The organism is Stenotrophomonas sp. 3diitr2024 (assembly GCF_042136455.1).
GTDB classification, from domain to species: Bacteria; Pseudomonadota; Gammaproteobacteria; order Xanthomonadales; family Xanthomonadaceae; genus Stenotrophomonas; species Stenotrophomonas sepilia.
The window spans coordinates 1-12,456 of record NZ_JBHHMJ010000319.1 but is presented as its reverse complement, the minus strand read 5'-3'; the positions used below and the strand labels follow the sequence as shown (position 1 = coordinate 12,456).

The following is a 12,456-nucleotide window of genomic DNA, read 5'->3' as shown; positions in this document are numbered from 1 at the left end:
TCCTTGGGCGAGAGGACACCTGTCCCGTCCCTCGCCGGACAGGCGCCACTCAAAAGTATGGGAATAGGAGTTGACGGATCAGGGGGCGCGCAGCGGAGCGGTGTGCTCGATCAGCGCTCCATGCTCGCTGGCGAACCTGAATTTCACGCTGCCGGAGGATGCGCCGGGATGGCGCGGCAAGGCGAAGTACTGCGTGGTCAACGGAGCCATCATGGCGATGCCCTGTGCTTCCACGCTGTCCTTGCCATTGATGACTTCGGCACGAATCAGGCTGACGTGGTAGGCACTGGGGTTGCGTACCTGCAAGGCCCAGCCGCCTTCGTGCGGCACAACCGCCCATTCCAACTTCTCGACGGTGCCGCCTACCGGTTGCTTGGCCAGCGATTGCGGGCGGTAGAAGAGCTTGATTCGGTTCCGCACTGAAATCTGCAGCTGTGCAGAGCCCGGCCCACGCTTCTCGGCAGCCGGAACGTCGAGGATGTTGAGCCAGAACACGGACTCGCGATCCTGCGGCAGCTCACCGCCGATCTTGCGCAGCCGCAGCACCTGGCTCTTTCCGGAGTCCACACGCAGCAATGGAGGCAATGCGACGAACGGGGCACGCGTGGTGCTGGGGTCGGCCTTCACACCGACCTCATCCACCCAGACCTGTACCAGGCTCGGGACCTGACCGGCATTCTGAATCCGAACGGACGCTTCTTTCATATCGGCCGTGTAGATGACACGCGTCCCTTCCACTACCACGTTGGCCTGAGCCAGCAGCGAAGCGGCAAGCAGCGGCACGACTGCAGCGCAGCGAACGGCATTGCGGAAGAATGTGGTCATATCACTATCTCCTGGACCCGGTTGGCAGGGTCGTGGGATTTCAAGCCCACGGCCCTGCCCCAACCCTTCTGCGAATCAGATCAGTAGTTCTCGACGTCGAACATCAGCTGCGAGGTGAAGCTACCTGCGGTGGTGGTACCTGCTGCACCGGTTCTCTGATAGCGGGTGGCGAACTCGTAATCGAATGCAGCCGAATCCTTGCTCGCGGTCAGCTCGGCAGTCTGCAGATTGAGGTCCGTTTCGACGCCGGATACGATTCGCGACAGCTTCAGCGAGACGTTGGACGCCGGGTCGTCCGCGGTAGCGGTGTGCTGATTCGCAAGGTGACCACTTGCGTTGACGGTGCTCTTGTAGACGTAGAGCTTTGCCGTGTCCTTGTCGCAGGCCGCGCCAGTAGCGGTGTCAGCCGACAGCCTGATCCTGAAGGTGCGCCGGCCCGCATCGGGACCATCGGCAGCGCCCGTACTGATGTCCGGCAGCGCAATGGTGGCCGACGAGCCGCCGTCGCCGATTTCCACCTTGCAGGTAGCAGCGACGACTTTGCCATTGAAGGTAATGGTGCCATCAGCCGCCGAGGCCGAGGCGGCAGCGCCCAGCGAGAGCGCGGCGGTCAGAGCAATTGCAAGCTTGTTCACGATGTTGAGTTTCCTGATGGGTTTTGGTTGTTTGCCTTCAAGCCGCGTTGCGCCCGGCCTGAGCGAAGGGCATTCCCTTCGAGGGGAAATGCTAGAGACGTCGCGACTGGCAAGGCATAGGACCACGACGAGAAGTGCTGACTGGCCGTGCCGCGACGAAATCGGTTCAGAACGCGTAGCGCAGGCCCAGCGTCACCTCGCGCGACACCAGGTCCAGCTGCATCTTTTCGTCCTGCAGGCCGCGCGCATTGCCGAAGGTGTTCCAGCCACTTTCGGTGCTGCCCAGGTCCGCATAGCGATAGCCCAGGTCCACAGTGAGTGCATCGCTGGCGGCAAACGAAACACCTGCACCCAGCGACCAGGCCAGGCCGGTGCGGGTGGCCTTGGCGTACTGGCGGCCTTCGTTGCCCTGCCAGCCGCCGGACTCGATCCGCGACAGGCCCAGGCCGGCACTGCCGTACGCCGACCAGGCCTCGTTGAAGGTGACATCGCGGTAGGCGTTGAGCATCAGCCGCTGCGAACGCACCTCATGGTGGTTGAAGCTGGTGGCAAAGATGCTGGAGCCGCTGGTGTAAGTGTCGTTGCGGCGGGCCATGTACTCGCCCTCGGTGCGCCAGCCATTGCCATAGGCACGGCCGAAGGCCAGCGAACCGGTGGTGAAGCTCTGCTTCTGGTCGCCGGCAACGAACTGGCCGATGCCCGGGCGGGCGCTGGCGTCCATGCTGCGGGCCTGGTGGTGGGCGTCGATGACGCGGACGGAAGCGTAGTAGCCGGCTTCGGTTTCAGCGGTGGCCACCGACGGCAGCGCACACGCAGTGATGGCGCACAGCGCCAACAGGGAAGGCTTCATGGAAAAACTCTCTCGGCAAGCGGAGGGAAGACGGCGCGGGTCCAAGGAACCCAGCGCCGTGTGCGCAGATCAGTAGACGCTGTAGCCCCAGCGGCCTTCGCTGGCGTTATAGCGGTACGTCGCCTTGTTGATCGGGTGGCCGTTGACGCTGTAGTAGCGCGAGTTGGACAGATCGGTGATCTGGATGATGTCGCCATCCACGGCCTCGACCGGCAGCGTCATGTTGCGCGGGGTGGTCACGTCTTCGGCCGGGCCGGAGAGCACGATATCGGTCCAGCGCTGCTGCATCTTCGGCAGCTGCGCGGTGGTCGGCTGGAAATGGGCGCGGCCACGACGCGCGTGCCACTGGCCATCAGCGCCATCGAAGACAAAACCACAGCTCTGGGCTACACCGCAGGTCTGCACGCCACCAGCCACTTCCGGGCCTTGGATGGTCACGTCATTCTGGGTGTAGTTCACCAGGCCCAGCACGGCACGCGCCGGCGCCTGCGGCGGCAGGCTTACGCTCGACACGGTGCGGGTGACGTGCAGGTCGATGAACGTCTTCTCGGTAGCCGGTGCCTGGGCATGCGGACCGTCCCTCAATACAATGCGGTCGTCATCCAGGCCGCGTCCGACATACCAACGCCCAAGGCTGTCACTCTTCGCCAACACGAGGTTGCTCAGGCGCTGCACCGGGATGTACACCAGATCGGCCGCGCTGGTGCCTGCGGCGTCCAGCATTGCGACGCGGCGTCCTGCCATGGACGTCAGCGCAACCTGGTCACCATCGCGCGGGTTGGCTGGCAGCTTCAGCTCTGCGGCAAAGTCGCTGTCGGAAATTTCGAAGAACAGCTTGCTGTAGCCCGACGGCATGGCGCCGCTGTCGCCGTTGGACTTCGGGGTCAGGTGGGCTTCGGCGGCGCTGGCGGCCAGCGGGGCCAGGCACAGCAGGGTGGCGGCACACAGGAGCTTGCGTGAAATCATGGTCTCTCGCGGTTTCAGTTGAGGGAAACCACGCCACTGCCCAAGCCTGCGGCAGTAGCGTGGTGCCCCAACGATGCCTGCGAGGCGCCATGACATCTGTCTGACGTGTACGATTTTCACGTCGATTTCACATGGTGCAAGGAAGGGCTGGAACCTCACCGGGTGCTGCCTGTCTGGCGTGTACGAGAGCGACCTGCGCCGCTGGGCCGAAATCCGTTGGCAGTGACCAGGCCGAAGTGCATGCGGCTAGCGGGTGCCAGTACGCACCTGGGCTGCGGGCGTGTCCTCATGGCAGCCACAGGGTTCGATCACCACGTCCGGCCATGTGCTGCGCAGCTGCCTGCGCTGTGCGGGCGAGGCATACAGATACACATTCAGAAGATCCAGGAATCGCTTCTGCCCTTGCGGCGACAAGCGGGAGAAGCTGGACATCAATGCGGCGATGCGAACATCGAGCAGACGCGACACGGCGGCTCCGGAATGAGAGTGAGGGGTCCCCATCACCCTATCCAGCGCAGCGGCCAGTTCTATCGGACGACGTCTGATTTGCACGGCGTCAGTCATCTTCTTTGCTGCCGGTTCCGCGGGCCAGCCGTGCACCCTGTGATGCAGAAACCATGCCTTCGCTCACGGCGTACTCGAAGATGTCTGCCGTGCGATCAAGCTTCAACTTGACCATGGCCGAGTGCTTCTGCGTGCTGATGGTCTGGCGGCTGCGCTGCAGCTGTGCGGCGATTTCCTTCTGCGACTTGCCTTCGGCGATCAACCGCACCACTTCGGCCTCGCGCTTGGTCAGCACCGCCGGCGGCGCATCATCATCGCCCAGCTGGTGGCGCACGTCGCGAGAGAGGTAGCGCACACCCTGCTTGGCGCAGCGGATCGCCTCGGCCAATTCGTCGATGGGGTCGGTCTTGGCCACGATGCAGTTCACCCCTGCCCTGCGTATGCTGCTCAGGACCTGCCGGCCGCCGACGGCGGTAAGCACCACCAGCGGGACGGCGGCGAAGCGGCGGCGCAGGAAGCCGACCAGGGCGACGCCGTCGCCGTACTGGCCCCCGGGCATCGAGAAGTCGGTGACCGCTACATCCACGGGAAAGCGGTCCATCACCTCGACCAATGCCGTAGAATCCTCTACGCTCGCTACAACCTTGATGTCGGCTACCCTGTCCAATGCTTCGCGTACGCCAGCAAGGATGACAGGATGGTCATCGGCAATAACGATGCGGATACTCATGGTGCGTTCTCCTTGAAGCGGTTCGTGTTTCCTGCTGCGCTGCCAGCCATCCCGTTTACGACCGGACAGTTCCCCTCATGATCCAGCTCGCCATCCGTGTTGCGCTCGCCGACGATCATCCGGTCATACGACTGGGCGTGCAGAGCGCGCTGGACCAGGCGCCGGCCATCCACTGCATCGGTGCGGTGGAAGACTCCACGGCGCTGGTGGCACTGCTGGAACGGGAGAACTGCGATGTGGTGGTGACCGACTACGCGATGCCGGGCGGTGCGTATGGCGATGGCCTGGAGCTGCTGGCGTACCTGCAGCAGCATTTCGCACAGCTGCGCATTGTGGTGATGACCGGCCTGGACCAGCCCAGCCTGCTCAACCGGCTGGACGTGCTGGGCGTGTCCGGCATCCTCAGCAAGGGCGACGACCTGCATCACGTGCAGGCCGCGGTGATGGCCGTGTATGCCCACCGCCGCTACTTTTCGCCCAGCGTGGCCGAGCTGCTGCAGCGCAAGGAGGCCCGGCGCGTGACCGAACTGTCGCCGCGCGAGAAGGAAGTCGTCGCCCTGTTCGTCAATGGGCTGACCGTTGCCGAGATCGCTGCCCGGCTGGACCGCAGGAAGCAGACCGTCAGCACGCAGAAAATGAATGCCATGCGCAAGCTCAACGCCACCAATGACGCCGAACTGCACAAGTTTGCCGTTGACCTGGGCCTGAACCTGCTCGGCAGCTGAGGCAGTCTGGCGCGCTGCGGGGATCACGGGGCCGCCTCCAGCGTCTGCCGGTACTGGTCCAGGCGCACCTGCAACGCCTGCTGCAGGGCATCCAGTGCTTCGGCATCGACCGTCTCGCCGTCACGCAACGTACGTTCGATGACGCCGCACTGCTCGGCCAGCGTCTTCTCGCCCAGCATCTGCAGTGCGCCCTTGAAGGCATGCACGCGTTCCAGCAGGCGCTGCGCGTCGCCGTCTGCACGGGCCTGTGCAATCGCCTGCAGGTCCTTGTCGCCGGTTTCAACGAAGATGCGGCGGATCGCGGGCGACACGGTTGCTGTCGGCGGAGCCGCGTCCATGGCGGGCGTTGCATCCACACGCACCCGGGTCAGCCCGGCTTCCAGGCGGTCCAGGTTCAAGGGTTTCAGCAGCAGATCGTCGATGCCGGCCGCCAGGCAGCGCTCACGCTCGCTGGCCAGCGCGGTGGCGGTGATGGCCAGGATCGGAAGCGAGTGGCCACGGCTGCGCAGTTCACGCGCCAGCGCGTAGCCGTCCATCACCGGCATGTTGATGTCGGTCAGCACCGCCAGGTAAACGCCGTCCTGCCACAACGCCAAGGCCGCCTGGCCGTCCTCGGCGGCATCGACGGCAAAGCCCAGCTCCTCCAGCTGCTGCTGGATCAGTTCCCGGTTCACTGCATTGTCTTCCACCAGCAGCACCCGTCCACGTGCGTTCACCGCTGGCACCGGGTTCGCCTGTGGCGCAGGCGCGGCGCCTTCGTCGGCCCCGATCGCCGCCAACAGCGCATCGCTGGCATAGCAGGTGACTTCGGTATAGCCGCCGCGCAGTTCGGGATTCAACGGCCCCTGTGCGTAGGCCAGCACGGCATGGCGATGGGCGGCGGCCAGCTGCCGTTCCTCCTCGCGGTCCCACGGGCGGTGATCGCCGACGACCAGCAGCACATCGCCAGCGGCTTCGGCCTGCGGATGATCCAGCACGGTGACAGCCGCACCCCACTGCGCCAGCAGGCGCTCGAACTCGCCGCGCCATTCCGGTGACGACGACAGTACGGTGATGCGACGCCCACGCAGTGGCTGCGGCCGCGCCGTCGTCGCTGCCTGCGTGCGCACTGGCAGCCACAGGGTGAAACTGCTGCCCACCCCCACCGTGCTCTGCACCGACACCTGGCCGCCCATGGCGTGCGCCAACTGCTGGCACAGGGCCAGGCCCAGGCCACTTCCGCCGTAGCGGCGCGAGACGCTGGCGTCGGCCTGCTGGAAAGGCTGGAACAACTGCTCGGCCTGTTCGGCGGTCATGCCGATGCCGGAATCCACCACCTGCACCCGGAGCTGCGATGCGCTGCCGTCGACCAGCAGTTCCGCACGCAGCAGGATGCGGCCGGAGGCGGTGAACTTCACCGCGTTGCTGACCAGGTTGTTGAGTATCTGGCGCAGCCGGTGCACATCGCCGATGCAGTCCTGGCCGGCCGGTGCTTCAACCGCGAAGTGCAGGCGCACACCCTTGCGCAGCGCATCGGGTGCGTACAGCAGGGCCACGCTCTCGATCAGCGGCCGCAGCGGGAACGGGGCCAGCTCGACATCCAGCTGCCCGGCCTCGATCTTGGAGAAATCCAGCACGTCGCTGATGATCCGCATCAGCGCGTCTGCGGAGAACCGGATGCGGTCCAGGCGCTCGCGCTGGCTCGGCTGCAGCGGCGACCGGCCGAGCAGCTCCAGATGGCCCAGCACGCCGTTGAGCGGCGTGCGGATCTCGTGGCTCATGGTGGCCACGAAGGCCGACTTGGCCCGGGTGGCGGCTTCGGCGGACTGCCGCGCGGTCTCGGAGTCCTCTCGCGCGCGGCGCAGGTTTTCTTCCAGCTCGACCTGCGCGGTGACGTCGCGCAGTGCACACACCCACACCGCCTGATCGTGGTACCTGGCCAGCGCCAGGCTGATCTGCAGCTGGGTGGCATTGCCTTCTTCGGCCGACCAGTGCAGGTCCAATGATTCGTCACCCTGCACGCCCCGCCCGGCTTCGGCCAGGCGCGCGTACAACGGCGGCACTTCACCTTCCTCGGCATCCTCCTCCTCAACGGCCCGCACCAGTTGCCGCGCGGTTTCGTTCTCAAGCAGTGGGCGGCCATTGTCGCGGGCAAGCAGCGCCAGCCCAATCGGTGCAGTACCGATGATGGCGCGGCTGAGGGCCTCGCTTTCGTAGACACGCGACGCATCGGCCAGCGCCGGCGCAAACACCCGCCGGTCGATGCGGCGCAGCAACCACCACAGCAGGACGATGATCAACAGCGCGCTGATCCAGCGTACCAGCAGATAGTTGCCCTGCGCCTGCCAGATGTCGGACCAGTCATAGACGTGGCTGAGCGTCCAGTCCACGCCGGGCAGCGCGCAGGCCAGGATGAAACGGCCGTTCGCATAGTCGCGCACCGGCTTGGTGCCCAGCCCGCTGGCGACGGCAGCCAGTGCCAGCGCCTGCTCGTCAGCGGTGAGCCCACCACTGCTGAGCACCACGCGATGATCGCCGGTGGCCACCAGGTAGCGGCCCTCCTCGCGCGCTTCCAGGCGTGCACGGATGGTATCGATGGACTCGAACACGACCCGCCTGAAATACGGGGTGGTGCCTTCGGCCATGGTCACGGTTCCCACCAGGGATGCCTGGCCATTGAACGGATTCACGGCGAAATGTGAGCGCAGGCGTCCTTCACGCGACGCCGAGCGGATCGGGCCGGGGCGCGCTGCCAACCGCCGTACGTCGGGCTCGTCGCGCAGCAGCCGTGCGAAGGCCTGTTGCCGCGTCGCCACCCCAAGCGTCTGCAGCAGCTGCGCCTCATCACGCACGTTGGACACAGCCAGCAACCGTCCCTGTGGCTCGTAGGCGTAGACCATCACCGCGCCGGGAGCCTCCTGCGAGGTGATCGAATCGGCGGTGTAGGCGGAGTAGACCTCGATCATGCCCAGATAGGCACTGAGCTCATCCGCCGGCAGCGGGTTGTCGTGCAGCCCGAGCACCAGCCACGGCACCGCCGTGCGGCCTTCGGCCCGCACCAGGAGTTTCTGGTCCTGCGCCTGGAAGCGCTCGGCCAACGGTCCGCCGGCGTGCTGCAGGACCGCCCGCTGGTCGCGCCAGAGCACGTCGTTGCCGTTGACCACCGTGGCATACGCGCGGTCACGCTGGAACAGGAAGTAGTCCAGCGCGGCACGGGCTTCCATGAACGACTGGCGTTCGCGGCCATGGAACTCTTCCACGTCGGCGATGGAGCTGACGATGGCCGCCAGCAACACCAGCACGGTGATCAGGGCGCCGCCGCCGATGAGGAGGCGCTTGCGCAGGCGGCGCAGGTCGTCCAGGCGCGCTGCGGCAGCCGAGCTTCCTGCGGTGGGCGCGGTTCCGGAACCTGCCATGACATTGATCCTGACGTGGGTGCCCATGCAATTTATCCGATTGCGACATTCACTGGCGGTTCTGGCTCGCTTTGAACCAGAGCCTGATACAGCGATTCGCTGGCATAGCAGGACACCACCTGCCCCTCCCCTTGCCACTGCGGACGCAGCGGGCCTTCACGGCAGACCCGGACCCACGCACGGCCCGAGCGCTGCACGCCCTCCCACTCGCTTGGAGCAGGCTCAAACATCACCACCACCGCCCCTTCGGGAATATCCAGCCACGGCGCCGTCGCCAGCAGCTGCGGAGTGACGACCTGGGCTCCCCAACCGCGGATGCGCCGTTCAAGTTCCGCGCGCCACGGGCCGGCCGCAGCCAGCAGGCCCACCACCCGGCCCGCCAGGGGCACCGCCGCCGCCTGTGTGACCGAGGTCGCCAGCGGGGTTTCGAACACGAAACGGCTGCCGACCCCGGGGGTGCTTTCCACCCATATGCGGCCGCCCATGCGCTCGCAGAGCTGCTGGCACAGTGCCAACCCCAGGCCCGAACCACCAAACCGCGACAGGATGGTGGTGTCGGCCTGCACGAACGGCTTGAACAGCCGATCGCACTCGGCCTGGCTCAGGCCGATGCCGGAGTCGGTCGCCTCGAAGCGCAGCCACGCCAGCGCGTCCTCGCGACGGCAGGTTACGCCCAGCTGCACGCGCCCGGACGCAGTGAACTTCAACGCGTTGCTGGCCAGGTTGCGCAACACCCGCTCGATCGCCGCCATCGGCGCCACCGCGCCTTCCGGCACGTTGGCACCCACCACGCAATCGAGCTGCAGGCCCTTGGCATTGGCCATCGGTGCGAACAGCAGCGCCACCCGTTCAAGCATCGCCGCAGGCGAGAAGCGTTCGGGCGTCAGTGTCCACTGGCCGGACTCGATGCGCGACAGGTCCAGCACGTCGGTGATGATGTCCATGAGTGAATCGGCGGACTGGCGCAGGCGCAGCACCCGTTCCATCGACTCTGCGGGCAGGGGCGCGCGCGCCAGCAGTTCCAGGTGGCCGATGATACCGTGCAGCGGCGTGCGGATCTCATGGCTCATCGCCGCCACGAAATGCGATTTGGCGCGGCTGCACGATTCTGCGGCAGCGGTCAGTTCCTGCTCGGCCAGCAGGGCGCGCATGTCGTCGCTGATGTCTTCCACCATCAGCAGCACGCCTCCCGGCCACGCTTGCCCGCCGCAGTGGACGTGAGTACGGTGGAACAGTCGCTGCTGCGGATCGCTGGCCAGCGGCAGCTCGCCGCCGAGGATGACCGGGCCATCGGCCAGATCAGCCTGTTCGACCGCGGCGCGCAGCTGTGGAATCAAGCGGCCACCGCTGGCGCGGTCCATCCGCTGCAGGGGACTGTTGAGGTCCTGTACCTCACCACTGCGGGCATCCAGCAGGGCAACCCCGACTGGAACATAGTCCAGCAGCAGGCGCAGGCGCTGGTCGCGCGCGTAGATCGCCTTGACCTGGCGCAGCGCCGGCATGTACATGCGCTTGTGCAGCCACAGCAGGAAGATCCACAGCACGGCCAGCGCGGCGATCAGCGAGGCGACGCCCGACAGCAACATCGGCGCTATGCCGCGCAGGATGTCGCGCCAGCGGTAGGTTTCCACCAGCGTCCAGGGCGTGCCATTCACCGCCAGCGCCAGGGTGAAGCGCCCGTTGTGGAAGCGTGCGCGGGTGGCATTGCCGAGCAGAACCCAGTCGGCGTCGGCGCCGCTGACATCACGTGCATCCTCGTGGCTGGAGAGCACGCGCAGGCCGTCACGGTCCAGCAACATCAGGTGGCCCTGGCTGTTGCGGCGAAGCAGGTCCTGCAAGCGGGCCAAGGGCTCGTACGCGACGAACGTGGCAATGGGTGCATCTCCGGCGCTGGCCTGGAACACTGACACCAGCGAGGCTTGGCCGGTGATCGGATGGCGGCCGAAGGTGCGCTGCGGTGCGTCGCTGCGTGCCAGGCTCTCCAGCAGCGGCACCTGGTCATGCAGCGAGGCGGGGGCCAGCAGCTGCGCAGGAGCCCGCAGGTGCTCGAAGATCTCCTCGCGCGAGCGCATGCCCAGCGCGTCCGCCAGGCTGCGCTCGGTCAGGCCGTTGTCCAGCGACAGGTACTGTCCGCTGGGGTCGAAGAAGTACGAAGCCCCCACCGGCTCGCCTTCATCGGAGGTGCGGGTCAGGCGCTGGATCAACGAGAGGGCGGCACTCAGCTGCAGGTAACGCTTCAGCTCCTGCGGCTGCCACTGCAGTGTCTGCAGGCCCAGCGCCATCTGCGGCCGGCTGCTGTCGTCGGCCACCACCAGCAGCCGCTGGCCGCCCTGCAGATACGCCTGGTACATCGCATCGGAACTGGCCTGGCCCAATCGCGCGTCGTGGCCCCAGGCGTACTCGGCCATGTTGGCCAGGCGGGCGTAGCTGGCATCCTGCCGCGCCAGCTGGATCTGCAATGCATTGTGAGCACGCCGGAAATCGGCGATGCGCCGGGCTTCGTAGGCGTTCACCTGGACCACGATGAGGGTGATCAGCACGCTGATCGAAAGCAGGCTGAGTACCGCCCCGCACGCCAGCATCAGCCGCCGCGGGTAGCGTCGCAGTGCCTGCAGCTCGCCGCCATCAGCCGGACCCGCGCCAGCACGGGCGTGCAGGCGGTACGGGGACGCTGCGACGGTGGTAGGGGACGACGGCATGGCAGGAGGCGGCGTTGGAGGCTCGCAGACAGATCGGGGACGCTCAGCATGCAGTCGCGCCCCCCCTATCGATGTAGGACGATGTCCAAATTCGACGCTTGATGTGTCGTATTCCGCCCAAATCTTCACGCCCCTCACAATTCGTACTTGTCCGGTTTCTGCCCGTCCCACCCGCCGCGACCCTGTCCGTCCCGAACCCCAGGACACGGAGAGACCGCGATGTGGGCACGACGCATGGGCGAACGCTGGTGGCTGCTGCGGCTGCTCAGCCGGCATGCACTCGATCAGGCCAGCCTGCGCCTGGGCGGCTTCGCCGCGCGCCTGCTGTCACCGTCGCAACAACGGCGCGTCGCCTGTCGCATTTCTGCTGCGCTGGGGCCCAGCCTGCAGCCCCGTCGCTACCAGAGCGCCTGTAGCGCCCTGCAACGGCTCGGCCTGCCCGCCGGCACGGCGAGCAGGCTGGGCAGCATCGTGCTGGCGCACGCGTGGCTGCGACGAATGCGCCTGCGCCACCTGCGCACACTCCCCTTCCACGCGGTGAAGCGGCATGCGCGCCTGATCGCCTGGAAGGACCCTCAGGCACTTTGGGCGTCCGGCGCGGGCCGGCGCCGTGTCGTCTGCCTGCTGCCCACCGGTGATGTGGAGCTGGCCATCGCAGCAGTACTGGATCGACCCGGTGCGCCTGCGCACTATTTCATCCGCAGCCCGCACGCTCCAGGGTCGGCCGAGCATCGAATCCTGGCGGCACTGCAGGGCCAGGGCCATCGCCTGGACATCGGATCATCGTCCATGCCCGGCCAGGGCTGGCGGCAGCTGCGACGTGGCGCCACGATCATCGCGCTGCTGGATCCGCTGCTGATGGTACGTTCCGCGCTGCCGGGCCATCGTCACACCGCACCGTTGCGGCTTGCGCGACTGGCGCGTGTGCCGGTGCTGCTTGCCGGGCATCGCAACGATGACGACGGCGCCGGCACCCTGCACGTGCTGGGTGAGTTCCGGCTGGATGGGAGCGCTGCGCAGTCGGACGCGCTGTACAGCACAGTGCAGGCATTTCTCGCAGCATCACCACTGGACTGGATGGCGCCGGGGTAAACCCGAAGGCCGCAGCGGGCGCGTCCCGCTGCGGC

The 12,456-nt window shown here is 66.6% G+C and carries 10 protein-coding genes; 2 read left to right on the top strand and 8 right to left on the bottom strand.

Annotated features, from left to right (window positions below; translation table 11 throughout):
- Positions 1 to 78 precede the first annotated feature (78 nt).
- From ABGA94_RS07485 to ABGA94_RS07460, 6 genes are all read right to left on the bottom strand, one after another.
- The gene (locus ABGA94_RS07485; protein WP_375366890.1) at positions 79 to 825 is read right to left on the bottom strand and encodes a molecular chaperone; all 747 of its coding nucleotides are present in this window, start codon (positions 823 to 825) and stop codon (positions 79 to 81) included.
- Between the two features lie 80 nt (positions 826 to 905).
- Positions 906 to 1,460 (bottom strand): fimbrial protein, encoded by a 555-nt coding sequence (locus ABGA94_RS07480; RefSeq protein WP_375366888.1) that lies wholly within the window; start codon positions 1,458 to 1,460, stop codon positions 906 to 908.
- Between the two features lie 166 nt (positions 1,461 to 1,626).
- Entirely contained in the window at positions 1,627 to 2,310 is a 684-nt protein-coding gene (locus ABGA94_RS07475; protein WP_065196364.1) for an outer membrane protein, read from the bottom strand.
- A gap of 69 nt (positions 2,311 to 2,379) precedes the next feature.
- Complete coding sequence (locus ABGA94_RS07470; RefSeq protein ID WP_065196365.1) at positions 2,380 to 3,276, bottom strand: hypothetical protein; 897 nt, start codon at positions 3,274 to 3,276, stop codon at positions 2,380 to 2,382.
- Positions 3,277 to 3,522: 246 nt separating this feature from the next.
- A complete protein-coding gene (locus tag ABGA94_RS07465; protein ID WP_065177739.1) occupies positions 3,523 to 3,744 on the bottom strand; it encodes a hypothetical protein in 222 nt (73 codons plus the stop codon).
- 88 nt (positions 3,745 to 3,832) lie between these two features.
- Entirely contained in the window at positions 3,833 to 4,510 is a 678-nt protein-coding gene (locus ABGA94_RS07460) for a response regulator (protein WP_065186482.1), read from the bottom strand.
- A 77-nt stretch (positions 4,511 to 4,587) separates the two neighbouring features.
- On the opposite strand from ABGA94_RS07460, the gene ABGA94_RS07455 reads away from it, so the two are divergent.
- A complete protein-coding gene (locus tag ABGA94_RS07455) occupies positions 4,588 to 5,235 on the top strand; it encodes a response regulator (protein ID WP_375366886.1) in 648 nt (215 codons plus the stop codon).
- Between the two features lie 23 nt (positions 5,236 to 5,258).
- Here ABGA94_RS07455 and ABGA94_RS07450 read toward each other — a convergent pair whose 3' ends face one another.
- Both ABGA94_RS07450 and ABGA94_RS07445 read right to left on the bottom strand, forming a co-directional pair.
- Positions 5,259 to 8,630 (bottom strand): ATP-binding protein, encoded by a 3,372-nt coding sequence (locus ABGA94_RS07450; protein WP_375366884.1) that lies wholly within the window; start codon positions 8,628 to 8,630, stop codon positions 5,259 to 5,261.
- Positions 8,631 to 8,662: 32 nt separating this feature from the next.
- The gene (locus ABGA94_RS07445; RefSeq protein ID WP_375366883.1) at positions 8,663 to 11,329 is read right to left on the bottom strand and encodes an ATP-binding protein; all 2,667 of its coding nucleotides are present in this window, start codon (positions 11,327 to 11,329) and stop codon (positions 8,663 to 8,665) included.
- A gap of 219 nt (positions 11,330 to 11,548) precedes the next feature.
- On the opposite strand from ABGA94_RS07445, the gene ABGA94_RS07440 reads away from it, so the two are divergent.
- Positions 11,549 to 12,421 carry a hypothetical protein gene (locus ABGA94_RS07440; RefSeq protein ID WP_375366881.1) on the top strand — a complete coding sequence of 291 codons (873 nt, stop codon included), beginning with the start codon at positions 11,549 to 11,551 and terminating at the stop codon, positions 12,419 to 12,421.
- Positions 12,422 to 12,456: the final 35 nt, after the last annotated feature.